Source organism: Chitinophaga hostae (assembly GCF_018224885.1).
Lineage (GTDB): Bacteria > Bacteroidota > Bacteroidia > Chitinophagales > Chitinophagaceae > Chitinophaga > Chitinophaga hostae.
In genome coordinates this window covers 15328-39813 of the sequence record NZ_JAGTXB010000008.1, presented here as the reverse complement: position 1 = coordinate 39813, position 24486 = coordinate 15328, and the positions used below count along the sequence as shown (strand labels likewise).

Annotated in this window: 23 protein-coding genes; 14 read left to right on the top strand and 9 right to left on the bottom strand. The window is 47.0% G+C overall.

Going from position 1 to position 24486, the window contains the following annotated elements; translation table 11 throughout:
- Positions 1-11 precede the first annotated feature (11 nt).
- From nuoI to KE626_RS17355, 6 genes are read left to right on the top strand one after another with little or no spacing between them, the layout of a single operon-like run.
- Positions 12-527 (top strand): NADH-quinone oxidoreductase subunit NuoI, encoded by a 516-nt coding sequence (gene nuoI / locus KE626_RS17380; RefSeq protein ID WP_211974197.1) that lies wholly within the window; start codon positions 12-14, stop codon positions 525-527.
- A complete protein-coding gene (gene nuoJ / locus KE626_RS17375) occupies positions 524-1054 on the top strand; it encodes an NADH-quinone oxidoreductase subunit J (protein ID WP_249207531.1) in 531 nt (176 codons plus the stop codon). Before nuoI ends, nuoJ begins: the two co-directional genes overlap by 4 nt.
- The gene (nuoK, locus tag KE626_RS17370; RefSeq protein ID WP_133810298.1) at positions 1051-1359 is read left to right on the top strand and encodes an NADH-quinone oxidoreductase subunit NuoK; all 309 of its coding nucleotides are present in this window, start codon (positions 1051-1053) and stop codon (positions 1357-1359) included. Before nuoJ ends, nuoK begins: the two co-directional genes overlap by 4 nt.
- Positions 1360-1371: 12 nt before the next feature.
- Positions 1372-3261, top strand: a complete 1890-nt coding sequence (nuoL, locus tag KE626_RS17365) for an NADH-quinone oxidoreductase subunit L (RefSeq protein WP_211974196.1) — start codon at positions 1372-1374, stop codon at positions 3259-3261.
- Positions 3262-3284: 23 nt separating this feature from the next.
- Positions 3285-4739, top strand: coding sequence for an NADH-quinone oxidoreductase subunit M (gene nuoM / locus KE626_RS17360; protein ID WP_211974195.1), 1455 nt, complete (start codon positions 3285-3287; stop codon positions 4737-4739).
- Positions 4726-6165, top strand: coding sequence for an NADH-quinone oxidoreductase subunit N (locus KE626_RS17355; protein WP_211974194.1), 1440 nt, complete (start codon positions 4726-4728; stop codon positions 6163-6165). The genes nuoM and KE626_RS17355 overlap by 14 nt, the downstream gene beginning before the upstream one ends.
- Before the next feature lie 2 nt (positions 6166-6167).
- On the opposite strand, the gene KE626_RS17350 is transcribed toward KE626_RS17355, so the two are convergent.
- From KE626_RS17350 to KE626_RS17340, 3 genes are all read right to left on the bottom strand, one after another.
- Positions 6168-8612: an outer membrane beta-barrel family protein gene (locus KE626_RS17350; RefSeq protein ID WP_211974193.1), complete on the bottom strand. Its 2445-nt coding sequence runs from the start codon at positions 8610-8612 to the stop codon at positions 6168-6170.
- A gap of 56 nt (positions 8613-8668) precedes the next feature.
- Complete coding sequence (locus KE626_RS17345; protein ID WP_211974192.1) at positions 8669-8947, bottom strand: hypothetical protein; 279 nt, start codon at positions 8945-8947, stop codon at positions 8669-8671.
- Between the two features lie 74 nt (positions 8948-9021).
- Positions 9022-10290 (bottom strand): aspartate kinase, encoded by a 1269-nt coding sequence (locus KE626_RS17340; protein WP_211974191.1) that lies wholly within the window; start codon positions 10288-10290, stop codon positions 9022-9024.
- Between the two features lie 140 nt (positions 10291-10430).
- Between KE626_RS17340 and fbp the strand changes: the two genes are divergently transcribed.
- The 5 genes from fbp to KE626_RS17315 all read left to right on the top strand — a co-directional run bounded on the left by fbp (position 10431) and on the right by KE626_RS17315 (position 14249).
- A complete protein-coding gene (fbp, locus tag KE626_RS17335) occupies positions 10431-11441 on the top strand; it encodes a class 1 fructose-bisphosphatase (RefSeq protein WP_211974190.1) in 1011 nt (336 codons plus the stop codon).
- A gap of 159 nt (positions 11442-11600) precedes the next feature.
- Entirely contained in the window at positions 11601-12089 is a 489-nt protein-coding gene (locus KE626_RS17330) for a CAP domain-containing protein (RefSeq protein WP_211974189.1), read from the top strand.
- Between the two features lie 285 nt (positions 12090-12374).
- Positions 12375-13139: an ABC transporter ATP-binding protein gene (locus KE626_RS17325; protein ID WP_211974188.1), complete on the top strand. Its 765-nt coding sequence runs from the start codon at positions 12375-12377 to the stop codon at positions 13137-13139.
- A gap of 12 nt (positions 13140-13151) precedes the next feature.
- Positions 13152-13679, top strand: a complete 528-nt coding sequence (locus KE626_RS17320) for a YfiT family bacillithiol transferase (RefSeq protein WP_211974187.1) — start codon at positions 13152-13154, stop codon at positions 13677-13679.
- Between the two features lie 18 nt (positions 13680-13697).
- A complete protein-coding gene (locus KE626_RS17315) occupies positions 13698-14249 on the top strand; it encodes an NUDIX hydrolase (protein WP_249207530.1) in 552 nt (183 codons plus the stop codon).
- Between the two features lies 1 nt (position 14250).
- Here KE626_RS17315 and KE626_RS17310 read toward each other — a convergent pair whose 3' ends face one another.
- The 3 genes from KE626_RS17310 to KE626_RS17300 all read right to left on the bottom strand — a co-directional run bounded on the left by KE626_RS17310 (position 14251) and on the right by KE626_RS17300 (position 18196).
- On the bottom strand, positions 14251-15540 hold the full coding sequence (locus KE626_RS17310; protein WP_249207529.1) for a bifunctional folylpolyglutamate synthase/dihydrofolate synthase: 1290 nt from the start codon (positions 15538-15540) through the stop codon (positions 14251-14253).
- Between the two features lie 104 nt (positions 15541-15644).
- A complete protein-coding gene (locus KE626_RS17305; RefSeq protein WP_211974186.1) occupies positions 15645-17081 on the bottom strand; it encodes a DUF5723 family protein in 1437 nt (478 codons plus the stop codon).
- Between the two features lie 227 nt (positions 17082-17308).
- Positions 17309-18196 (bottom strand): energy transducer TonB, encoded by an 888-nt coding sequence (locus KE626_RS17300; RefSeq protein ID WP_211974185.1) that lies wholly within the window; start codon positions 18194-18196, stop codon positions 17309-17311.
- A 141-nt stretch (positions 18197-18337) separates the two neighbouring features.
- Between KE626_RS17300 and KE626_RS17295 the strand changes: the two genes are divergently transcribed.
- Complete coding sequence (locus KE626_RS17295) at positions 18338-19570, top strand: MFS transporter (RefSeq protein WP_211974184.1); 1233 nt, start codon at positions 18338-18340, stop codon at positions 19568-19570.
- A 163-nt stretch (positions 19571-19733) separates the two neighbouring features.
- Positions 19734-20621, top strand: a complete 888-nt coding sequence (locus tag KE626_RS17290; RefSeq protein WP_211974183.1) for an AraC family transcriptional regulator — start codon at positions 19734-19736, stop codon at positions 20619-20621.
- 206 nt (positions 20622-20827) lie between these two features.
- Here the strand turns inward: KE626_RS17290 and KE626_RS17285 are convergent, their stop codons facing one another.
- Genes KE626_RS17285 through KE626_RS17275 form a run of 3 tightly spaced genes read right to left on the bottom strand, consistent with a single transcriptional unit; the run spans position 20828 to position 23801 of the window.
- Entirely contained in the window at positions 20828-22123 is a 1296-nt protein-coding gene (locus tag KE626_RS17285) for a radical SAM family protein (RefSeq protein WP_211974182.1), read from the bottom strand.
- A gap of 30 nt (positions 22124-22153) precedes the next feature.
- Positions 22154-22741 (bottom strand): hypothetical protein, encoded by a 588-nt coding sequence (locus KE626_RS17280; protein ID WP_211974181.1) that lies wholly within the window; start codon positions 22739-22741, stop codon positions 22154-22156.
- A 16-nt stretch (positions 22742-22757) separates the two neighbouring features.
- Positions 22758-23801, bottom strand: a complete 1044-nt coding sequence (locus KE626_RS17275; RefSeq protein WP_211974180.1) for an agmatinase family protein — start codon at positions 23799-23801, stop codon at positions 22758-22760.
- A gap of 237 nt (positions 23802-24038) precedes the next feature.
- Here KE626_RS17275 and KE626_RS17270 point away from each other — a divergent pair, with 237 nt between their 5' ends.
- The gene (locus KE626_RS17270) at positions 24039-24437 is read left to right on the top strand and encodes a cytochrome c maturation protein CcmE domain-containing protein (protein ID WP_211974179.1); all 399 of its coding nucleotides are present in this window, start codon (positions 24039-24041) and stop codon (positions 24435-24437) included.
- Positions 24438-24486 lie beyond the last annotated feature (49 nt).

Here is a 24486-nt window from a genome sequence, read left to right as displayed (position 1 = left end):
AACTCAAAATAATGCTTAGTCTGGTAAGAAGTATGTGGCTGATATTCCTGCATATGTTTCATAAGCGGGAAACCTTTCAGTACCCGGAGCAGAAGGCGCCGTTGCCCGCCCGCTGGCGTGGCCGTATTGCCCTGACCCGTGATCCGGATGGAGGTGAGCGTTGCGTGGGCTGTTACCTGTGCGCCGCTGCCTGCCCGGTAGACTGTATTTCCCTGCAGGCAACAGAAGATGATTCGGGCAGAAGATACCCGGAATTCTTCCGCATCAATTTCTCCCGTTGCATTTTTTGTGGTTTCTGTGAAGAAGCGTGTCCTACTTATGCCATACAGCTGTTACCTGATTATGAAATGGCGGAATACAACCGTCAGAACCTGGTATATGAAAAGAAAGACCTGCTGATCGACAGTGAAGGAAAGTATCCCGGTTATAACTATTACAATATAGCGGGCATGGCTATACGTGGTAAAGATAAGGGTGACGCCCATCAGGAAGAACCTCCGGTAGATGTGAAAAGCTTAATACCATGATAGGCCCCGCATTTTATATTGCTGCTGCCATCGCTGTATTGGCCACGATTATGGTAATCACGCGGTATAACATCATGCATGCACTCTTGTACCTGGTGGTGTCGCTGCTGGCCGTGGCCGTGGTGTTGTATCTCTACGGCGCGCCCTTTATGGCGGCGCTGGAAGTAATAGTATATGCCGGCGCCATTATGGTATTGCTCATCTTTTTTGTAATGATGCTCAATCTGGGTAAAGAGTCGGCAGAACAGGAAAAGCTGTGGCTGAAGCCGCGTATCTGGATCTTCCCATCCCTGCTCTGCATCATCCTGTTGGGAGAACTGGTATTTCTTGTTTTACAAAATCACCAACCCGCTGCGGAAGTTAAAATTGTAGACCCCAGAGCCGTGGGAATGGCGTTATTCGGTCCCTACATCCTGGCAGTGGAACTCGCTGGCATGCTGCTGATGGCGGGTATTGTGGGGGCGTATCATTTGGGGCGCCAGAAAGAAAAAACATTACACAGGTTCCTTGAAAATAATGAACTATGAATGTGCATCCTACTACAGCGGGCATGCTGCTCGCCGGCGTTTTGTTTGTATTGGGACTAATCAGTATCCTGGTACGCCGCGACATTATTTTTATGCTGTTGTCGGTAGAGGTAATGCTTAATGCTGCAGGATTGGCCTTTGTGGTGGCCTCTTCTCATTGGGGTACGGCCGATGGACAAGTGATGTTCATCTTCATACTGGCGATGGCAGCAGCAGAAGTTTCAGTAGGACTGGCACTGATACTACAGTTATATCATCAGCTTAAAACATTGGATAGTGACGAAGCCGCAAAAATGAACGGATAAAAATTTATCACCATGTTCCCTGCACTGATACCGCTCATTCCTTTTGTAAGTGCCCTCCTGCTTATGCTGGGATGGAAGCGTCTGAGCCGTATAGCCGTTACCGTAATCGGATGTGGCAGCATTGGCTTGTCGGCCTTTGTTGCTGTGCTGATCGCCATACAATTTGCGGCCGGCGGAGAGCAGGCCATTGTGCAGCACGCCGGTAACTGGGTGGAAGCCGGTGGCTTTAAAACAGGTTTTGATTTGCGGATGGATGCTTTGTCGGTGGTGTTTGTAGGGGTGATTACGATCGTCGGTTTTCTCATACATGTATATGCTTCAGGCTATATGCACGAAGAGCCGGACTATGCCCGTTTCTTCGCCTGTATGAACTTATTTGTGGGCGCCATGCTTACTTTGGTTATGGCCGATAACCTGCTGCTGTTGTACTTTGGCTGGGAAGGAGTGGGCTTATGCAGCTACCTGCTTATCGGCTTCTGGTATAAAGATCCTGCCAATAATTATGCCGCCCGGAAGGCATTTATTGTAACACGTGTAGGCGACACCGCTATGGCTATCGCCCTGTTTATGCTATTTCAATTTACAGGAACCCTGCGCATCCCGGAAATACTGCAAAGCAGCACGCATATATGGTCCAAAGGTGATCCGGTGATCACGTGGATTGCCTTACTGTTGCTCGGCGGTGCGGTGGGCAAATCGGCGCAACTGCCTTTACAAACATGGTTGCCGGATGCCATGGCCGGACCTACTCCCGTGAGTGCGCTTATCCATGCTGCCACCATGGTAACTGCGGGTGTATACCTTATTGCGCGCACACATACCTTATTTGAACTGGCGCCCGATGCGCAGATCACAACGGCTGTAATCGGCGCAATTACCCTGGTGCTGGCTGGTTTCAGCGCGTTGGTGCAAACGGATATCAAGCGGGTACTGGCCTATTCCACGGTGAGCCAGATCGGTTATATGTTTCTCGCACTGGGCTGTGGCGCCTGGTCGGCAGCGGTATTTCATTTTGTAACACATGCTTTTTTTAAAGCCCTGCTGTTCATGGCCGCCGGCGCCGTTATTGTGGCGTTGCATCATGAGCAGGATCTGTTTAAAATGGGGGGGCTGAAAAAACAATTGAAAGGCATATACTGGGTATTCCTGGTCGGTTGTGCTTCCCTGGCGGCTATTCCATTTGTAACGGCCGGTTTTTACAGCAAGGACCAGATCATCTGGTTATCGTTATCCGCTGCCGGTGGTCATACTGCTTTCTGGCTGGCAGCCCTGCTGGGCGCACTGCTTACAGGTATGTATACCTTCCGGCTGTTTTTCCTGGTATTTTATGGCGACCTCAAAACACATGTACATCACCGGCCCGGCAACAGCATGATGATCCCTCTATATATCCTGGCGCTATTATCTACCATAGCCGGGTTTATAGAGCTGCCGCATACCCTGGGCCATGTAACGTTATTCAGTAATTGGTTGCTGCCGGTACTGCCGGCGGTATCTGTGCTGCATGACAGCGTGGCAATGGAATGGACCTCGCAGGCGCTGTCTGCTGTGCTGGCATTGAGTGGAATCGGGGTGGCTTATGCCTGGGTAGTATGGCGCCCCAAGGGTATGTCCGACTTCCTGGAAATGCCGGCCCTGCTCTGGCTGAGAGGCTTCTGGAGCCGTGGCTGGGACTTCGATAAATTATATAACATTTTGTTGGTATATCCCTTTGTATACCTGTCACGCATGAATAAGAAGGATCTGATAGACAAACTATATACCAGCCTGGCGGCGCTTATGCAATGGTGTCATAACGTACTCGCACGTACGCAAAGCGGTTTGCTGCGCTGGTATATACTGGGAGTAGTTTTAGGTGCAGTAGCCATCTTGTCGGTACTCATCTGGCGAATATACATATAACATAAACGTATAAACGAAATGATATGATCCTGCTGGTGCTTATACTGATCCTTTTCTTTGCCGCGTTGCTATCCTGGATAGTGGGCGTGAAAAGTCATGCCGGAAGCCGTTGGATAGCCCTTTGCAGCCTGCTGCTGAACCTGGGTATTGTTACCGGTGTATGGGTGAATCATCCTGCAGGAACAGGCCGCTGGTGGTATCAGTACCGGGTTGACTGGGTGCCGCATTTTGGTATCAGTCTGCATCTGGCCATGGATGGGTTGAGCATGCTGATGCTCGCACTTACTTTTTTCCTGGGAGCTTTGTCGGTATTAATTTCCTGGAAAGAAATCAATAGCCGGGTAGGCTTCTTTCATTTCAACCTGCTGTTTGTGCTTTGTGGTATAACCGGTGTTTTCCTGACGATGGATCTTTTTCTCTTTTATTTTTTCTGGGAGATGATGCTCATACCGATGTATTTCCTGATTGGTATCTGGGGGCATGAGCACCGGGAATATGCGGCCAACAAGTTTTTCCTGTTTACGCAGGCAGGAGGTTTATTGATGCTGCTGGCCATCCTGGGACTTTACTTTGTACATGCTGCTAACACAAATGTATATACGTTTGATTACTTTGATCTGCTGAATACCCCGATGGATCCTGCAATGGCGCGCTGGCTGATGCTGGGGTTCCTGGTTGCCTTCCTGGTGAAACTGCCGGCGGTACCTTTTCATACGTGGCTGCCGGATGCCCATACAGAGGCGCCTACGGCGGGCAGCGTGGTACTGGCGGGGTTGTTGCTGAAAACCGGTGCATATGGTATTCTTCGTTTTGTATTGCCGCTGTTTCCTGCAGCTGCAGCCGATATTGCGCCCGTAGCGATGCTGCTTGGGGTGATCGGTATCCTCTACGGTGGCATGCTGGCGTATGCGCAAACAGATTTCAAAAGACTCATTGCGTACACCAGTGTAAGCCATATGGGATTTGTACTACTGGGGGCTTTTGCTTTTAATGAAATTGCCTACCAGGGAGTAGTGATGCAGATGATCACGCATGGTATCAGTACCGGCGCATTGTTTATTATCGCGGGAGCGCTGTACGAGCGTATCCATACCCGGAATATCCGTCAAATGGGCGGCCTCTGGCTGCGTTTGCCTATGATGGGCAGCGCGGCGATGATCTTTGTAATGGCCTCATTGGGGTTACCGGGGCTGGGCAATTTTGTGGCGGAGTTCCTGGTATTACTGGGCAGCTGGCAGGCAAATCACCTGCTGACGGTGCTGGCTACTATTGGTTTGGTTGTGGCAACTGCTTACTCCCTGCGTATTATGCAGAAAGTTTTTTTCGGTCCCTGCGACCGGCAATATAATATGCCGGACCTGAGCGGGCGGGAACTGGTTATTATAATAGCCCTGGTTATTGTTATTTGCTGGCTTGGCTTTCATCCGCAACCGGTACTCAACACTTCCCAACAAAATATTGACTATGTCGTTCGTTGATTTTTTAAGTCTTGGCCCGTTGATTACCCTCAGCGCTGCGGGAGTAGCCACCATGTTGATGGTAGCCGCCTGGCGTAATCACCGTATCATATACAGTTGTACGCTCATTGCTTTTATCATGGCAATGATGGCGGTTATACCTGCTATAAAATATATTCCGCATACTTACCCGCCGCTGCTGGTGATAGACGAATTTTCCCTTTTTAACACCGGTTTAATCCTGGTAGCAGGATTTATTATCCTGCTACTTTCCTTTAACTATTTTGAAGAAAGGGAAGAACGGAAGGAAGAATATTATATCCTGCTGATACTGGCTACCATCGGAGCTTTGGTGCTGGTGGTGAGCCGTCATTTTATGGCACTGTTCCTCGGGCTTGAAATACTGAGTATCAGTTTATACGGCTTAATTGCGTACCTGCGTGCCCGTGAGCGTTCGGATGAAGCCGGGATCAAATACCTGATGCTGGCCGCTTTATCTTCTGCTTTTTTATTATTTGGAATGGCGCTGGTATATGCTTTTACCGGGCATATGGATTTTCCCGGTATCGGCGCTGCTTTGCGGCAGGCCGGCTATTTACCGGTGAGTGTTATGGCGGGTTTTGGTTTGATGCTGATAGGAGTGGGTTTTAAACTGGGTATTGTGCCTTTTCATATGTGGGCGCCGGATATCTATGAGGGAGCGCCCCTGCCTGTAGCGGCGTTTATTGCCACTATTTCCAAAGGAGCCATACTGGTATTGCTGATCCGTTTTTACCAGGATATTCACGGTAACGACTATCCGATGTTATGGTGGATGGTCGCTATTATTGCGGTGGCCTCCATGTTCGCGGGCAACTGGCTGGCATTGACCCAGCAAAACATAAAACGTATCCTGGCTTATTCGTCGATCGCGCATATGGGTTATATACTGGTAGCGTTTCTGTCAGGTGTCCAAACCGGGCTGGAAGCACTGGCCTTTTACCTGGTGGCTTATTTTATCACCAGCATTGGCGCCTTTGGTGTGGTGATCGTGATGTCCAGTAGCCTGCAGGATGCGGAAACTATTGCGGATTATAAAGGGCTGTTCTGGCGCTATCCCTGGGTGGCAACGGTGTTTACGGCCATGTTGCTATCGCTGGCAGGAATACCGCTCACGGCGGGCTTTATCGGTAAATTTTATGTAGTAATGGCCGGAGTCAACGGGCATCAGTGGTTCCTGTTGTTTATGCTGGTGATCAACAGTGTGATAGGACTGTATTATTATATACGCCTGGTAGCGGTAATGTTTGCAGTACCGGCCAATGGGGAACAAACAACGGTGGTGCCGGCATTGCCCATAGCCGGTAATATCACCCTGGTTATTTTAACCATTCTTTTAATTGGGCTGGGTGTGTATCCTACTGCTATGATGCAGCTGATCCAACAAATGATGCGTATCCTGGTCTGAGATCAGCCTGCCCTGTTCTGTTCGTCGCTGGTGCCGGTTTTGCGTTCCCTGGCAGCTTTAATGCTTGCGTTACCGAATTTGTAGCTGAAGGAAAGGTTAACGGTCCGGAACTGCCAGGTATTAAAAATACTCATATTCAGATTGGCAAATTCTGCGGCGCCACGATAGCTCTCGTTGCGCAGAATATTGTTATAACTCAGCTTCACCGTAGCATTTTTATTCAGGAACATTTTCTGTATACCCAGGTTCAGGTTATACTGACTGTAACCCCTGAAAATACCGAACACAAACGGGGAATTGTAATAGCCCATTACTTCCAGTTTCATATCATGCGGAAGGGTAATGGTATTGGTGCTGTTGATATAATAGTTGAAGTTGTAACGGCTGAAAGGCTCGTTGGTTTTGGGATCCTCAAAGCGGTATTTGTTATAGGAAAGATCCACATTGTTATCACTGCTCCACCATTTGGTCACCTGTACAGGCAATGTTAACAACAGGCTGTAGATATCCGTTTTATCATAGTTACGTTCTGTGCTGATGGATGCTTTGGTGCTGTCGTCCTGCGTTATAAATTCTTCCATCATGTCCTTTATCCGGCTGTAACGCAGGGTGGCGATATACTTATCTTTTAAGGTATAGGCCAATTCCGCTATGTTACTGTATTGTGGCCTCAGATATGGATTACCCCGGAAATAGGTGTATTTGTCGAGATAAAACATAAAAGGATTCAGCTGGCCGTACTGGGGTCTTTCTATCCTGCGCGACATGGCCAGGCTCAGCTTATTTTTATCATTCAGTTTTTGTTCTACCGTAACATTCGGGAAGAAGTCGGTGTAATTACGTTTTACATAATTATCGGTTGTGAAAGAGTGGCCGGTAGACGCGGTGTTTTCCACCCTTAAGCCCAGCTGAAGGTTCGTTTTGGCAATTTGTTGCCTGTAGGTAGCGTAGGCGGCATACACATCTTCCTGGTAATTAAACCGGTCGCTCAGCGAAGGGGAAGGCAGGTAAACGCCATGGTACAGGGAATCGAACTGCAATGCGTTGGTGGTGGTGACAAAACTCACTTTGGCGCCGGCTTCCAGCTTGCTTTCTTTACCAAGTGGCCAGCTCAGGTCTGTTTTCAAACTTTTTATGATCACCTGTGTTCCGCCTGTAGTGCGGATACTGTTTGGATTGCGGTTTATTTTCGTATGCGCATCATACAAACTGTCATTCAGTTGCATAAAGCGGTGGTTGTTAAACTGGGCATAGTCGGCATCAAAACTGATTTCCCGTCCGCCGGCAGTATCCAGCACGCCTTTGTAGTTAAGGTTCACCGCGATGTTATCAAACTTGTTGTCATTAACAGTAAGCGAATTCACGGTAGAATCCGGAGGCATAGCAGGCCGGCCCAGGTTGGTATTGCTGTAGATCTGGTTACTGAAGGCATTTTTGAAGCCATTGGCCAGCACGCCGATGGTATGTTTGTCGTTGACAAAGTAATCCAGGCCTACTTTCAGGTAGTTGTTTTTGAAGCGGTTGCGCTGAAATACGCCTTGCTGCATAAAAGTAGTGCTGCCATCGCCTTCTTTAACTGATCTTTTATAATCGCGTGTTACCATCCGGGGGTAGTCGCCCTGGTCGAAATTACCAAACAGGTTAAATTTCTGTGTGCGCCAGTTGACATTACCGGAGATGCCATAGCGGCCATATTTGGCCTGGGTAAGGGTAGCATTTATATTACCGTTTATGCCCGTCAGTTTTCCCTTTTTGGTTTTTATGTTGATGATACCGCCATTGCCGGATGCATCATATTTGGCGGAAGGACTGGTCAGTATTTCTATCGACGCAATACTTTCTCCCGGAGTGGTTTTCAGGAGATTGGTCAGCTGTTCGCCGCTTAAATAAGTCAGTTTGCCATCTATCATCACGGTTACGCTCTGACCTTTCAGGGTAACGTTTTCGTTATTGTCTACCTGCACACCCGGCGCTCTGCGGAGTAGATCCAGTGCGGTATTACCGGCTGCGCTTACACTATTTTCTATATTCATCACCGTTTTACCGGCGGAACTTTCTATAAATGGCTTTTGTGCAGTTACATTTACTGCCTGCAGGTTTTTGCCCAGGGGGGGTAACTGCATATTGCCCAGCGCGATGGTTTTGTGGGCAGCATCTACCTGGAATGCGGTGCTGTAGGAAGTGGTATACCCCATTTGGGAGGCCTGTATGAAATAGTGTCCGTTGGCAATTTTTTCAAAAGCGCAGGAACCATTTTCAATGGTCATTTCTCCCTTCACGAGGGCAGAGTCTTTTACCTTCTTCAGCATTACAGTGGTAAAGGGCAGGGGTTTGCCTGCATTGTCTGTAATTGTCAGTGTAATTTTTCCTGTGGAGTTGGGTTGTTGTGCAAATGCGGTGAAGCTGCAACCAATAAGCATTCCCAGGGCGACGATGATCGTTTTCATACTATCGTTTCCGTTGTATTTTTCTCAAAAGCTATAAACCAATAAATCTTTGGGTCTTAATGACTACTGCTATAGTTATCCTGGTAGTATTTAAGCGCGATGTTAACCGCCTCTCTTATCGTTTCAAGGGGAACCGTTTGCGTTTCAGTTACAGTATACGACTGGGTACTGGGAGTAACAGGGGTTTCCCGGAAATTACCGAGGGTAATCAGATATATAGGCAGTTCGTCCGGGTTATTGGCCGAAAGGTGGCCACGGCCTGCCATTTTCCCTCCTAATACCAGCATCAGCATTACCAGGGTACTCAGACATAAAACGATAGCAACTTTTTTCATACCTCATTTTTACTAAAGACGAACGGGTACAAAAAAAGTTGCACAGAGGGGGGAAATATTTTTACTGGATAAATTTATTTTTTCCAAAGACGCTGTACGGTAGCGGGTGATCTTTGTTCTAAAAGGATAGTATGGCCGTCGCTCAGTTCTTCCAGCAAGCCGTTATGATAATAACGCACTGTTAGCAGCTCCAGCCCCTCATTATACACGATCTTGAATTGCTGGTGCAGGGTCTTGATCAGGAGTTCTATCTTTTCCGGGTTATTATCAATACAGCAGGAAAAATTGATGGCGCCATTCTGCATCAGGTTGATTTTCACCTTCAGACCGTGGAAGATCTCATAAATGTCGCTGATCTTGTCTTCCGTAATAAAAGAATAGTCCTTGGAGGTGATATTCAGTAATACCTGGTTCTTTTTCAGAACGATGATCGGGGGTAGTTGTTTTACATCTGAGGTTTCCCTGATCACGGTGCCGGGCAGATTTTTATCCAGGAAGCATTTTACCAGCAGCGGGATCTGTTTGTTCTGCAGCGGTTTGATGGTTTTGGGGTGTATTACCTGGGCGCCATAGTAGGCCATTTCAATCACTTCTCCATAACTGATCTCTGGTATATTCACTGTATTGGGGAACAGTTTGGGATCCGCGTTCTTTAAGCCTTCCACGTCTTTCCAGATGGTTTGGCTTTCGGCATCCAGCATATTCGCGAAAACGGCGGCGGAGTAGTCACTGCCCTCCCTGCCCAATGTTACGCTTTCGTTCTGGTCGGTGCTGCCAATAAAGCCCTGTGTGATCACGAGGTTGGCTTTATCAAAAAGCGGTACTACTTTTTCCGTTACCTGCCGCTGGGTATAAACCCAGTCAATATTGGCATCGCGGAAGTTGTCGTCTGTCCGGAATACATCCCTTACATCCAGCCAGGTATTGTGGATGCCTACACTGTTAAAGAATGCGCTTACAATAGCGGTGCTGAGTAATTCACCCAGGCTTACCAGCTGATCGTAATAATAGTCGTAGGTGCGCATCGGCTTTTCACCCAGGGTCCATTCTGCTTCTGTGAAGAACTGCTGCAGCTGTGTAAACAGCGGATGTTCACGGGTGCCCAGCAATGCCTCGGCTACATTGAGGTGCTGCTGCTCAATGTTAAAAAGTAATTGTGCGGCAATTTCACGTTTCCGGAGAAAAAAGCTCTCTGCTACTTTTTCCAGCTCGTTGGTCGTTTTTGCCATGGCTGAAATAACAATGAGGAGTTTTTCTTCCGGGAATGATTGCACTATCTGCGCCACCTGCCGGATACGTTCAACACTTTCTAAACTTGCGCCACCAAACTTGAAAACCTTCATATGATACTTTATCTTCTTTTAAAAAATTATTCGGCAAAGTAAGACAAGTTTAGAATTGTTTTAAAATCTGTTTATAGATAAATGACGGTCCCGTTAAAATAGTTCCAATTCCGTTAATTTCGTCCGTACAACCTAACGTTATGAATCTTAAGCAAAAAGTAATGACCCTGGATGAGTTCACCATCCAGGAGTTGCGGAATTATCCGGGCGCTACAGGCCAGTTATCCGGTTTGCTGCGCGATATAGGGCTGGCAGCTAAAAGGGTCAATGTGGAAGTAAATAAAGCCGGTATCGCAGATATTTTAGGAGAAGCCGGCAAAACCAATGTACAAGGAGAATCCGTAAAAAAGCTCGATGAATTTGCCAACGAACAATTCATTAATTCGTTGGAAACCAGCATTTCCTGCTGCGGAGTCGCTTCTGAAGAAAATGAAAATTTTATTCCGTTTCACGACGAGCATTCCAAAAAATCTAAGTATGTAGTACTGATGGACCCCCTCGACGGTTCCAGTAATATCGACGTGAATGTATCTATCGGTACTATTTTCTCCGTTTATCGCCGTCTTAGTCCGGAAGGTACGGAGTGTGAGCTGGAGGACTTCCTGCAACCGGGAACCCGTCAGATCGCCGCCGGTTACATTATCTACGGTTCTTCTACCATGATGGTATATGCTACCCGCCGCAGCGTACAGGGCTTCACCCTCGATCCTTCCATCGGAGAGTTCTGCCTGTCGCACCCCAACCTGAAATGCCCTGTCGACAGCGATATTTTCTCCGTAAATGTGGGCTATTATCATTTATACGAGGAGAAGATCCGCAAGTCCATCGATCATTTCATGGCCCGGAACGAAAACGACCGCATATACCGCCATCGCTTTGTGGGCTGCATGGTAGCAGAAATACACCGTACCCTGATCCAGGGAGGTATTTTTATGTACCCGGCTTTTGGCAAATATTCCTCCGGCCGTTTACGGCTTTGCTACGAGTGTAACCCCATGTCTTTTATCATGGAAAAGGCGGGAGGCGTGTCTATGGCCAATGGTAAACAACGCCTGCTGGAACTGAAACCGGCACAATTGCACCAGCGCATGCCTATTTTTATCGGTTCCAAAAATATGATGGATACCTGGCAGCATATCATAAACGAATAGCACAAAAAAAAACTGTAAAAACGGTGTATGGTGAATACAAAATGTTCACTATACACCGTTTTTAATTTCTGGTATAACACTTGCTAAACCTCCGGTAGTTTTAGCGGTCTAAACTAAACAGTTCATTATTCATTTTTAATTATTAACCATTTTTATTCTATGTTGATTTTGAAGAACCAACGGATCTTTGCGTTATTGTTCGCTATGTTTGCCTTTTTCCAGGTGAGTGCGTGTTCACGTGCTACCCACGCGGCAGACAGCAGTAACGCCGGTGGTAGTATGGATGACCAGATCCTTTACTATACCAACAAGTTCCGTCAGTCCAAGGGACTGAAGCCTTTGCAGCTGGATGCCACCATCAGCCAGCAGGCCCGCCGCCATAGCCGTGATATGGCGAATGGCAGCACCGGTTTCGGACATGAAGGATTTGAAGAACGTGTCGCCAATGTATCCAAGAAAATGGGACGCGTAGCCAGCGCCGCTGAAAACGTGGCCTATGGTACCCTTGATGCAGAAGCAGTGGTAAACGGCTGGATCAAAAGCCCTGGTCACCGTAAAAATATGCTGGGCGACTATACCCTGATTGGTATCGGTACCGCCGACAAAGGCAGGATTACCTTCTTCACGCAGGTGTTTATAAAGCAGTAAGCTATTAGCTGTTAGCAGTTAGTAAAATGCAAAGGGGATCGCCTTCGGCGATTGTCTTTGGGCAGGATTAGATTGATTTTAGTGATTTTGATGATTTTAGCTTTTTCAGATAAAATATTTTTATCCTATTGCGAGAGCTTTTAGATATAAAGTATATGCCTGCATAAAAGGAAATGAAATCAGAATAATCATCAAAATCAATCTAATCCTGCCCAAAGACAATCGCCGAAGGCGATCCCCTTCGTTTTTCCCGCATAATTCCCATTCTTTTACTAATTTGGCCCCATGGAAAAGAAAAAGATCATAACGGTAAGCAACCTGGTGAAAAAGTATGGGGAATTTACCGCGGTAAAAGGGATCAGCTTTGAGGTGTATGAAGGAGAGATCTTTGGCCTGTTAGGCCCCAATGGCGCCGGCAAATCCACTACCCTGGAAATCATTGAAACACTCCGTGATAAAACGGAAGGGAAAGTGATGGTAGGTGGATACGACCTGGACAAAGATCCTAATAATATAAAAAAGATCATCGGCGTTCAGCTCCAGAGCTCCGGCTATTACCCCGGACTTAACCTGGTAGAACTGATAGAAATGTTTGGCGGTCTGTACAACCAGCCCGTTGAACCGATGAAACTCCTGGGCATGTTTAACCTGGAAGATAAGGCCAAAGCAAAGTTCAAAGAGCTTTCCGGCGGACAAAAACAACGGTTTTCCATTGCCACCACACTGATTAATAAACCACAGATCATATTCCTGGACGAACCCACCACAGGGCTTGATCCACAGGCAAGACGCAACCTCTGGGATCTGATCCAGCAGGTACGCAGCCAGGGAACCACCGTGGTAATCACCACACATTATATGGACGAAGCCGAGTTTTTGTGCGACCGCTGCGCGATCGTAGACACCGGACGTATCATTGCCATCGATTCGCCGGATACGCTGATCGATCAGCTGGTATCTTCGGGTTTTGAAAGAAAGAAGGAAGTGAAAAAAGCCAACCTGGAAGACGTATTCATTCATCTTACCGGTAAGGATCTGCGGGAAGAATAAATCATAAACCGGATGGAAGCACTAAAATATCCTATTGGCCGTTTTGAACCGCTGCCAGCCTATTCTCCCGAAATGCTAAAGGGATTCATTAATGACATCCGCTATCTGCCGCAGCTGGTGGAAATAGCGGTGCAGCAGCTGGATGAGTACCAGTTGCAAACACCCTATCGCCCCGAAGGCTGGACGGTAGCACAGGTGGTGCATCACCTGGCCGATAGCCATATGAATGGCTATACACGGATGAAACTGGCGCTTACAGAAGATAACCCCCTCATCAAACCATACGAGGAAGGGGCCTGGGCTGAACTGCCGGACGTAAAATATACCCCCATCAATATATCCATCACCCTGCTGCATGCCCTGCATACCCGATGGGTGAACCTCATGGAACATTTAACCGCTGCTGAATGGGAACGTACATTTATACATCCCGTTAATGGCACGCAACATCATCTTAAAACACATGCCGCCAACTATGCGTGGCATGGCAAACATCACCTGGAGCATATACTGCGCCTGAAAGAAAGGATGGATTGGTAAAGCATTGAAATTATGAATATGGATTGGAAATTACTTTCTTCGGAATATTTGTTTAAGGACGCATGGTTAACAGCGCGTGTCGACAAATGTGAAACCCCGGCGGGTAAAATAGTAGCGCCTTATTATGTGCTGGAGTACAACAACTGGGTGAATGGGGTAGCGCTGCGTGAAGACGGGCAGGTGATCATGATCCGTCAATACCGGCAGGGGATAGGCCGAACGCTGCTGGAAATCCCCGGAGGCACCATGGACGCCACAGACCCTTCACCTTTGTTTGCTATGAAACGGGAAATGCTGGAAGAAACCGGCTATGAATTCAAAGAATGGGTACCATTGGGCACCATCGCGCCCAACACGGCTTCCAGCAATAACTACACGCATATGTTTCTCGCTACGGGCGGGGTAAAAGTGCAGGATCAGCAACTGGATCACAACGAAGAAATTGAAGTGGTGATTATGCCGCTGGAAGAACTGCAGCAACTCGTATTGGATAATAAAATAGTACACAGCCTGCATACCACCTGCATCTTCTACGCGTTACTGCATCTGGGTAAAATGACGATGAAGTAGCCTACATCACTTCTGCCACAATAAAGAAACTACCACAAACAAGAATCATATCATCCGGCTGGGCATGTTGCCTGGCCGCCTGCAGTGCCGCCTGTACTGAAGCGAATGCATGTCCCTGTAATCCGCTTTCAGCGGCCATTTCAGACAGGGCCATTTCATCCATGGCACGCGGAATGGAAGCTTTACAAAAGTAATAACGGGCATTGACAGGAAATAACGGCAATACTTTTTCTACTTCCTTGTCCTTTACAAAACCTACTACAATATGCAGTTGCTGATAGTTGACATGCCCCAGCTGCTCCATTACTTCCCGGATTCCCGCTTCATTATGGCCTACATCCAGCACCGTGAGCGGATGTTGCTGTATTACTTCCCAGCGGCCCCTTAAGCCGGTGAGTTTTTTTACATGAGATAATGCCCCGCTGATATGTTCCCAGGTAATATGCCACCCATTTTGTTGTAATATTTTGACCGATGACAGCACGCCCATTACATTCTTTTCCTGGTACTGGCCGTTCAGATCCAGCTGAAAACGACGCATCTGCTGTTGTCGTGTATCCAGTAACGTTATAACGAGGTGGTTGCCTTCAATAGCGCTGGAAGATTCCATCCATTCCTGGTCGGCAAAGTGGATGGGTGCATTTAATGCGGCGGCCGTATTAACGAAAACATCCTGTACTTCTGATTGTGTTTCGCTGATCACCACAGGCACGCCGGCTTTGATAATACCGGCTTTCTCTGATGCAATTTTCGGCAAGGTATCGCCCAGGATATTTTTATGATCATAACTGATATTGGTAATCAGTGATAACTCTGGTGTAATCACATTGGTGCTGTCCAGTCGCCCGCCCAAACCAACTTCGATGATGGCGATATCAACTGCTTCCTGCTGGAAATAGCTGAACGCCATGGCTACAGTAAGTTCAAAGAAAGAGGGTGCTATGTCCGTGATATGTGTACGCATCTGCTCCGTAAAACGGATCACAAAATCTTCGGGCACCATTTGCCCGTTGATCCGGATGCGTTCCCTGAAATCGAGCAGGTGAGGAGAAGTATATAACCCTGTTTTATAGCCTGCCTGCTGGAAAATGGCTGCCAGCATATGGCTGGAAGATCCTTTTCCATTGGTGCCGGCAACGTGTATGGTTTTAAACGCATGCTGCGGATGTTGTAGTTTTTCCAGCAATGCAAGGGTATTATGTAAATCGGTTTTAAAAGCACTGGCGCCTACCCGCGTAAACATGGGCAGCTGTGCAAAAAGATAGTCCAGCGTTTCCTTGTAAGAGGCCATAATTGTGAATTACAATTACGAAACACGAATTACGAATTGCGGATTGACAGGTGGATCTACCATTGCCGTCAATCCGTCATTCGTAATTCGCCATTCGTAATTTTTTAATAATTAACCGGGCAGCCCAGCTGTCGTTTGCGCATCCGGAAGATGCCGCCGCCATTGCCGTCGCCCCGTTCGAACATGCTTGAATTTAAGCGCAAAGCTACGAAAGCCTCCGCATGATCGATACGCCGCTGGAAAAGGTTATTGAAAATTGTGCTGGAGCCTATCAGCAGGGGGCCTATACGGATGCCGGCTCCTACATCTGCCTGTCCGTTACGGTTAATGGTCATCGGCAGGTAAGCGCCAAACAGGTAGGTTTCGTACCTGGGCGTAATGTTAAACTGGGTCAGCGCATGGGTTTTGGAAATATCCCGCTGACCGGCAGTTAAAGCAATGACTGCATTGGCGCTGACAAAAAAGCGGCCATCAATATTATAGTCGCCCATCAGGTTCAATGCAGTGGGCAAGGTCATGTTAAACGTGGAGTCCGAGGCCATCGGTGTAAAATAGTTATTCAGTCTGCGCGCATACTGTTGCAGGCTTTCTTTTTTACGATACTCCACATCTTTTGGTACCACGTGATCTTTTACCAGGCTTAGGTCCGCATTGTTGGCGCCTTTGGTATATTTGATCCTTCCGATGTCTGTAACGGAAGCGCCTATACGAAATTTATATTCATCAGCATCAGAGCCTTCATAGGCGCCGAAGCCGCCATTGTCCGGCCGGTATTCGTATATCACGCCGATATCAGCACCAATACTGTTGTTATTAAACAGTTTGAGGTTCTTTTGCGCGGGAGATTGCCAATCATCGAGTTCTTTGCTGTATCCGTAGTACAGGGTACCACTGGTGATAGCGGCATCCCGGTTGCTGTTGAGCCGGAAATTAACATCTTTTGCAGCTGCATAGCCCGCGGCCACGCCACTTAATAACTTCAGGGTAATACCTCCTTTGAGGCGCCCGGAATATGTTTCCTTTATTACACGTGCATAACTGAATCCTAACTCATGCCATATATGAGAAGATACACCCACCTGTGGAATGCTTAAGTTAGTGCCCAGGTAATCGGTGTTGGGAAAATTGATGCCGAAGAAGTTGGCAATAGGAGTGGTTACATTTCCTCCGTTACTGCTGCTGCGCATACGCCATACAAAGGAAACAGATTGCTTTTCATCGATGGCATACAACACAGAAGGTAATACTATTTCCGCCATTTCCCACCCGTTTTGTTTCCTGTTGGCGCCCTGATCCACGAAGTAGTCGCGGTTCAGGCGTAAGCTGTCAGGTATATTAAACAGTACTGATTTGGGTACGCTGACATACGTGTTGCCGGCGTTTACATCTGCTCCTATAATATTTACATCCCATTTGTAGCGGTAACCGGCTGCGCTGGCAGGGTTGGAAAATACGCCATAAATACCCGCGTAGTTACTGTTATTGTAGCCCGGGAATGTTTGTGCCATAGCGGCCTGCATCAGTAATAACATTACTGACATGCTAAAAAAGATACGGTGTAGTCTCACAATCATCGTTGGCGATAAAAAATAGGTTTCTCGAAATGACACAAAAAAATTGCGCTTACTTGCTCTTGAAATCATAGGTAGAGATGTAGGAATTCCGGATCCGGACATCTGAGATATACCGGTTGTTCAGGAATTTACTTGACATAAAATGCCTGTACAACCTTCCCTCAAAAAACGCCGGGTAATTTTTTATGCTGCTGTTATTCTGCTTTGAAATAGAAACGTATGGTCCCGAATTGTTCTTCAGGAGCATCCGGGTTAGCATTATACTTTAGTTGACCGCTTCTTGCTGCTTTTCTGGCAATCTCAATCAGTTGCGGGTTGCTGATAGTAGATCCTTTCATACTGAAAGTGGCAGACGTCACATTTCCCTGCTGATCTACTTTTATATTAATGGCTACATAGCCTGTTTCAGTGCCATCGTAAGTTACCTGTGGTCTTCCGATCAGGTTCCTGCCATTCAGATGAAAGTCTGAACGGCCACCGCCCAATCCGCCGCCCGTATATCCGCCGCCGTTAGGGTTACCACCCAGCTGGCCACGATCGCCCGGTCTGCCGGTGTTACCTTCGCCGGTAGCATTGTTGGAACCATTGGCGTTATTACCGCTATTGGCGCTGTTACCGGTACCACCGGAAAATACCGCTTTGGGTTTTGGTGCAGGTGGTGCTGGTTTTGGTGGTGCTTCTGTCGGTTTTTTTGTTGGTTTGACAGGCTTTGGTTCTAATTTCTTTGGAATTTCTTTTGGTTTCTCAACAGGTTTTTCCGGCTTTTTTATTTCCGGTGCATCCTCTTCGTCCTGGGTTGCAATATCCTGTTGAGGTTCGCTGTTATCTTTGGCCGCAGTGGCGGGTGTTTCAGCCGGAGCCGGTTCAGGCGCGGCAGCACTGGGAGGATTGGGGTTCAGGGGCTGCTCGTCTCCCATACCATCATCAGATGTGCCAAGGTTTACTTCCATGCCAAGATCCTGGTCTGGCAGTGGAGGAGGAGCGGAAAAGCCGGTAAATATAAGCGCTACTAACAACAACGCATGAACGCCGATAGTAATGCCTAGTGCCTGAATATTTTTTTTACCTTTTTTTTCCTCCATGATAATTATTGAGCGCCTGTTGAGACCAAAGTTAATGTTTTGATCCAGAAAAAATAATCACTCATCAAAAGATGAATTCCGGATCTTTGCAAAAACTGTGCTGTTAATCCGATTTCAAGGAATTTATTTTCGCCAATTTTTATGAACCTCGTAAAGCAAACGATCCGTCTCTATCAAAACGCCTATACTGGACTTTCCCCGGCTACCTGGTGGTTGTCGCTTGTACTGCTGATCAACCGAAGCGGTACTATGGTGATACCCTTTATGACAGTGTATCTTACCCAACATCTGCATTTCAGCATCGCCCAGGCAGGCCTGGTGATGGCTTGTTTCGGCACCGGCGCCATTGTAGGCGCCCTGTTGGGGGGATGGCTGTCAGATAAAATTGGCTTTTACCACGTACAGTTCTGGAGCCTCTTCTCTAACGGATTATTATTCATTTTATTGGGCCAGATGCGCACGTTTGAGCAAATATGTGTCTGTGTTTTTGTGATGAGCTCCGTGGGAGATGCCTTCCGTCCGGCCAACAGCATCGCTATTGCGGCTTACAGCGCCCCGGAAAACCGGACCCGCTCTTATGCGCTCAACCGGCTGGCAGTGAACCTGGGCTGGTCTGTAGGACCGGCTATTGGTGGTATCCTGGCTAGCTTCAGCTACCAGCTGCTCTTTTGGGTGGATGGATTTACCTGTATGGCCGCAGCGGTATTGATGCGTATTTTCCTTCCGCCGGTAGCCGCGCCGAAAAAAGAAATAAAGAAAGATGTTGTAAAGGAGGATAAGGTCTGGCATGACCATATTTACCTCTGGTTCCTGCTTTTTGCCACCATCAACGCCATTTGCCTGTTCCAGTTTTCCAGCATTGTTCCGCTGTACTATAAAGAAGTCATGCACATGGAAGAATGGCTGATCGGGCTGAACATGTCTATCAACGGTATTTTAATCGCAGTAGTGGAAATGGTGATGGTATATCATCTCGACGGTACCAAACCCAACCTCATATTTATCGCAAGAGGGGCGATGATGGTATGCAGCGCCTATCTGTTGCTCGCATTTCTGCCACCGGTGTGGGCGCTGGCTATGTTTTTTATGGTAACGATCACGTTCGGGGAAATGTTTTGTCTCCCCTTCATGAATAGCTTCTGGATAGGCCGGAGCCGGGATCATAACCGCGGACAATATGCCGCACTCTATACCATTTCTTATTCCCTGGCTAATATCGTATCTCCCACCACCGGCGCTTTTGTGGTGCAGCACCTGGGCTTTAAGCCATGGTGGGCCATCACAGCGCTGGGTTGCGTGTTGTCGGGAAGCGGTTTCTGGTGGCTGCAGCAAAAGATAGCCCGGAGCAGGAAAACAGAAAGTGTCCTGAGCTGACATCTGTTAATGACCTTTGCACAATAGTCGTTTGCACCTAGGTAAGTACCCATGGCTGGTACAATCATGAGAAGTAGGCCGGGCACTGCTTGATATTGTTAAAGACTTTACAAATATTGTCTTAAAAATGCTAATTTTGCTGAAAAAGTAGTAAAATTGGTTAATGAAAGTAATTCAATTTACTGTTCCTGTTGCTGAGGAAGGAGCGGTCGTAATACAGGAAGACATACTTCCTTACTTCTATAATTATCTGCACCGGCACAAAGAGGCGCAGGTGACGCTTATCATTAAAGGAGAAGGCACCCTGATTGCCGGCAACTACACCCAGCCGTTTAAAGCAGGGGAGATCTATGTTATTGGCGCCAACCAACCCCATATGTTTAAAGGGGATGCCAGGTATTTTGAAAATATCCAGGAGAAAAATATTCACGCCATCCATATTTTCTTTGACCATGAACAGGCCTTACAGGGATTGTTCTTGCTGAAGGAAATGGAAACAGTCCGTAAATTTCTACAGCTCACCGCCAACAGTCTTCAGCTGCCGGCAGAACACGCCGAAAAAATAGCCATAGATATATTGAAGATTTCCCGTCTCAGCGGACCGGAAAGATTACTCGCATTTGTGAGTATGCTGGTCTATTTCTCAAGACAGGTAAAGGAATGGAAGTCCTTATCTACAGGCTTCTCCAGGCACTCTTACAGCGAGTCGGAAGGACTTCGTATGAATGATATCTACCAGTATACGCTGGAACATTATGCTGAGAATATTTCCCTCGGACAAATTGCTGCTGTAGCTCATTTAACTACCTACGCATTCTGTAAATATTTCAAGAAACACACCCGCAAAACCTATCTCGAATTTTTAAATGAAATCAGGATCAATGTTGCCTGCAAGAAGATCATTGACGGGGACTTCGACAGTATTGCCGCAGTAGCTTATGCTACGGGTTATAACAATCCTATTACGTTTAACCGGGTATTCAGAAAAGTGACGGGGATGTCGCCTTCTGCGTATGCAAGGCAGTATCGCTTTGAAGCGGTGGCTGAATAAGTGGGATCGCCTTCGGCGATTGTCTTTGGGCAGGATTTAGATGATGATAATGATTTTTCTGATTTTATTTCTTTTTTAAAGCAAATGTTTACTTCTACTAAAATTCTTTTCATAAAGGAAAAGATATTCATTTGAAAAAGATAAAATCAGAAAAATCATTATCATCATCTAAATCCTGCCCAAAGACAATCGCCGAAGGCGATAAATCAATGTGCAAAGTCGCTCATATAATCACCGGTAATACGTTCCATCGGCGGATTGAAGTAGCCGAATTTAAGATCCGGAAATTCTTCATGTATCAATTCCTGTAACTGTTTTACGCCTAAACATTCTCCCGTTTCCGTGACGCCCAGTTTACCCAGGTACCAGTCGGGATCAATGTTAAAGTTGCGCCACTGGATCATATTCAAACCTGTTTCCCGGATCAGTTTACGCAATGCTTCATATTCATCCGCGCTGTCGGTCATACCGGGAAATACGAAGTAGTTGATGGAAGTCCAGCCGCCAAATTCCCGTACTACTTTCAGGCTTTCAATGATGTCTTCAAAAACATAATTGTTAGGCCGGTAGTATGGAGTATAATATTTTTCCTGTGCGGAGTTCAGGCTCACGCGGATGCTGTTCAGGCCCGCTTCACACAAGGCTCTTACTGCGTCCGGCTTGCTGCCGTTGGTGTTAATATTGATACTGCCTTTAGGGGTGTGCTTACGTATTTCAATGATGGATTCGCGGATAGTTTCCCACATCAGCAGCGGCTCACCTTCGCAACCCTGGCCGAAGCTTACGATAGGGAAGGGGGCTGATTCCAGGTGCGGTACGGTATACTCCACGATTTCAGCTGCAGTAGGTTTAAAACGCAGCCGGTCCTGTGTAGAAACAATGCTTTCCTCTTCCGGCTGGAATGAAATACATCCAACACAGTTGGCGTTGCACGCAGGGGAGGAAGGAATAGGGCATTCCCATCTTCCCATAAAGTAATTGCGCGCAGCAGGGCATTCGTAGGTAAGCGCACAGTTTTCTGCCAGGTGCTGTACCAGCCTGTTATGCGGATATGCTTCCACCAAAGTTTTTACGCCCTGTTTCACTTTTTTATCGTCAAATCCGGCGCATTCCTGGCGGATATCGGCTTCGATACGTGTGGCGGGTACGTAGAACTTGCCGTCGAGCCAGCCTACTGCGGTATAGCAGAACAGCGGCAGGGTAGGCGCATCGGGCATGGTTTCGTAGGCTGCCAGGTAAAAACCGGTATGCGCGGGCGGAATGAAAGCCGCCACTGCCCAACCTTTATCACAAAGCTGCATGTCGCCGGTGGCAGCATTGATGCCAATACCACGGCGGCCGGGCAACTCATACAAATTGCCTCCTTCCGGTAATTCGATCCATTCATCTGCTTCTACCGGCCATGCATCCCAGCCACTGCGGCCGGTTACATACATGCTGGTGTCTTCAAAAATATTCCCCTCACCGTCAGAATATAATATGTAAGGTGTTTGTTTTAACATTTTGTGATTTTATGATCCCTGTGGATGATATTACTGAACCCTGCTCTGAAAGAAGGTATTTAATGCTTCCCTCTGCGCTGCACCTGGTTCATCCAATATTTCCAGTTGCAGGATCCTGTTATTTTTAAAGTCAATTGTCAGCAGGTCGTTCCGCAAAATTACGTTATTCAACTCGTTCCAGCCAACCAGCCTTTTAGAAAAGGTAGTAGGCAGCGTAATACCGGTAGTATCCATTTTTACGTACGATGGCTGGAAGATCTTGTATTCCATCCATCCCACATAAGCCAAACCGCCGCCGGTAAGGAATAATAACAGTCCCGTCAGTGGTTCCAGATGTGATAAAAAGTACAGGCTGCCGGTAAAGCAGATGAACGCTTCTATCATACGTGCCACCGTATTGGCTTCGCTGAATTTCTTGAACCGCTTCATGGTAAACGGAAAACCTATACAAGCCATTCCCAACACCAGGAAAAATACCACCAGGAACCAGTTGGGCTGCGGACTCCGGTATATACCGATCGCATTAAACAGGAACAGGATGCCGGTAAGTCCGTGCATAACCGGTAACAACCGGATTCTGCTGCTGGTATTGGGATGCAGGATGCGCAAACTATGCATGAACAGGAATGTAAGATTAAGAATTAGAACTGATCAACAGGTTGCAAAGCTTGAACAACACGCGGGCGCCTACGTTGGCATCCCATTCGTCGTGCGAGGTGCTTACTTCATTCAGGTCAAATCCTATCAGTTTGCGGCCGCTTGCCAGCACTTGCTTGAAAAGATAATATACCTGCTCTGCTTCAAAACCGCCTGGCACCGGGGTACCGGTATGCGGGCATAATTTAGGATCCAGTCCGTCTATATCAAAACTAATGTATACCTGTTGTGGTAATGCAGCTACAATGCTGTCGCAGATTGCTTTCCAGGTTTCGCCATCATATTGTCTTTCTTTGATTCGTTTGTCAAAAAAGGTAACTACGCGGCCTTCACTGTTGTTAATATAATCTACTTCTTCTTCGCAATAGTCGCGGATACCCACCTGTACGAGCTTCGATAGCTGAGGTACTTCTGCCAGTGCGTTAAACATAATGGAGGCATGCGAATATTTAAAACCTTCGTAACCGTCGCGTAAATCGCAGTGTGCATCAATCTGTAAAATGCCAAACTCACCTTTATGTTCACCGATCGCTTTGAAGAAGCCCAGAGGTGTACTGTGATCGCCGCCTACAAGTCCTACAAGCTTGCCTTTTTCCAGCAACGCCTTGGTTTGGGTATATACCCACTCATTCATTGCCTTGGTACCATTGCTAACATCTACCAGCGTTTTTTTGAGGAACTCATTTTCAGAAATATCTCCCCCTTCGGTCAGGAATTTCAGGTACAACTCCGCTTCTTTACGCAGGTAATCGCTGCGCAGCAAAAGATGTTTGTCTGGTTCGCGCATGTAAAAGCCCTGTTTCCAGCCATCTTTCACATCTGCGTCGTAAAGGTCTACCTGGAAGGATGCCCTGAATATATGCTCCGGTCCGCGGGCAGTACCATTATTATAAGATACCGTTACTTCCCAGGGCACAGGTAATAATACCAGCCGGGCCTCTTCTTCAGAAAAAGGTAAGCCAAAAACGTTGTTGGACAGCAGGCCAACCGAGTTAGGGTCAAATTGAGATAAATCTGCCATGATAAAATCGTACTTTTCTAAATTCCGCGCAAAGATAGGATTATGTTTACTTACAGCCCCCCTTCCAATAAAAAGAATTGCCTTTTATATAAAATTTGTCCGAAGAAGGCCATTTTGACTTAATTTTGCCGATCAATCGGAAACAATTAATTAACGGCAAAAAGCGGGGATTGTTAATAGCGTACTGGTAAAGGTTTTTGCAGCTTGTGTCAAATCAATAGGGAAGATAATTTTCATATGAAAAAAACAAATATTATTCTGCTGGTGGTAATTGCGGTGGCAATTGGAGTGATCGTAACGATGGTGGGAGATTTCAGTACCTATGAAACTTTCGCAACCGCCCGGGAAAAGGAAGGAAAGGAGTTCCACGTGATCGGGAAACTGGACACCTTACAGGCAATGAATTATGACCCGATTAAGGATGCTAACTTATTCAGCTTCTACGTTCACGATAAAACCGGTGAATCACACAAGGTAATATTCTACGGCGCCAAACCTACCGACTTTGAGAAAGCAGAATCCATCGTGCTGACAGGTAAAATGGAAGGCAGCGAATTTCATTGCAGTAAAATACTGATGAAATGCCCGTCTAAATACAAGGACGATCAGGTTGCTGTCAGCAACAAACAACTTTAATATAATTATTTGAACATTTTGATATTTGATTATTTATAACGGATAGTCA

What these genes read in the sequence shown, in the direction of transcription:
- nuoI (WP_211974197.1), top strand. Translation starts at nt 12, where the DNA reads ATGCTTAGTCTGGTAAGAAGTATGTGGCTGATATTCCTGCATATGTTT.
- nuoJ (WP_249207531.1), top strand. Translation starts at nt 524, where the DNA reads ATGATAGGCCCCGCATTTTATATTGCTGCTGCCATCGCTGTATTGGCC.
- nuoK (WP_133810298.1), top strand. Translation starts at nt 1,051, where the DNA reads ATGAATGTGCATCCTACTACAGCGGGCATGCTGCTCGCCGGCGTTTTG.
- nuoL (WP_211974196.1), top strand. Translation starts at nt 1,372, where the DNA reads ATGTTCCCTGCACTGATACCGCTCATTCCTTTTGTAAGTGCCCTCCTG.
- nuoM (WP_211974195.1), top strand. Translation starts at nt 3,285, where the DNA reads ATGATCCTGCTGGTGCTTATACTGATCCTTTTCTTTGCCGCGTTGCTA.
- KE626_RS17355 (WP_211974194.1), top strand. Translation starts at nt 4,726, where the DNA reads ATGTCGTTCGTTGATTTTTTAAGTCTTGGCCCGTTGATTACCCTCAGC.
- KE626_RS17350 (WP_211974193.1), bottom strand. Translation starts at nt 8,612, where the DNA reads ATGAAAACGATCATCGTCGCCCTGGGAATGCTTATTGGTTGCAGCTTC.
- KE626_RS17345 (WP_211974192.1), bottom strand. Translation starts at nt 8,947, where the DNA reads ATGAAAAAAGTTGCTATCGTTTTATGTCTGAGTACCCTGGTAATGCTG.
- KE626_RS17340 (WP_211974191.1), bottom strand. Translation starts at nt 10,290, where the DNA reads ATGAAGGTTTTCAAGTTTGGTGGCGCAAGTTTAGAAAGTGTTGAACGT.
- fbp (WP_211974190.1), top strand. Translation starts at nt 10,431, where the DNA reads ATGAATCTTAAGCAAAAAGTAATGACCCTGGATGAGTTCACCATCCAG.
- KE626_RS17330 (WP_211974189.1), top strand. Translation starts at nt 11,601, where the DNA reads ATGTTGATTTTGAAGAACCAACGGATCTTTGCGTTATTGTTCGCTATG.
- KE626_RS17325 (WP_211974188.1), top strand. Translation starts at nt 12,375, where the DNA reads ATGGAAAAGAAAAAGATCATAACGGTAAGCAACCTGGTGAAAAAGTAT.
- KE626_RS17320 (WP_211974187.1), top strand. Translation starts at nt 13,152, where the DNA reads ATGGAAGCACTAAAATATCCTATTGGCCGTTTTGAACCGCTGCCAGCC.
- KE626_RS17315 (WP_249207530.1), top strand. Translation starts at nt 13,698, where the DNA reads ATGGATTGGAAATTACTTTCTTCGGAATATTTGTTTAAGGACGCATGG.
- KE626_RS17310 (WP_249207529.1), bottom strand. Translation starts at nt 15,540, where the DNA reads ATGGCCTCTTACAAGGAAACGCTGGACTATCTTTTTGCACAGCTGCCC.
- KE626_RS17305 (WP_211974186.1), bottom strand. Translation starts at nt 17,081, where the DNA reads ATGTCAGTAATGTTATTACTGATGCAGGCCGCTATGGCACAAACATTC.
- KE626_RS17300 (WP_211974185.1), bottom strand. Translation starts at nt 18,196, where the DNA reads ATGGAGGAAAAAAAAGGTAAAAAAAATATTCAGGCACTAGGCATTACT.
- KE626_RS17295 (WP_211974184.1), top strand. Translation starts at nt 18,338, where the DNA reads ATGAACCTCGTAAAGCAAACGATCCGTCTCTATCAAAACGCCTATACT.
- KE626_RS17290 (WP_211974183.1), top strand. Translation starts at nt 19,734, where the DNA reads ATGAAAGTAATTCAATTTACTGTTCCTGTTGCTGAGGAAGGAGCGGTC.
- KE626_RS17285 (WP_211974182.1), bottom strand. Translation starts at nt 22,123, where the DNA reads ATGTTAAAACAAACACCTTACATATTATATTCTGACGGTGAGGGGAAT.
- KE626_RS17280 (WP_211974181.1), bottom strand. Translation starts at nt 22,741, where the DNA reads ATGCATAGTTTGCGCATCCTGCATCCCAATACCAGCAGCAGAATCCGG.
- KE626_RS17275 (WP_211974180.1), bottom strand. Translation starts at nt 23,801, where the DNA reads ATGGCAGATTTATCTCAATTTGACCCTAACTCGGTTGGCCTGCTGTCC.
- KE626_RS17270 (WP_211974179.1), top strand. Translation starts at nt 24,039, where the DNA reads ATGAAAAAAACAAATATTATTCTGCTGGTGGTAATTGCGGTGGCAATT.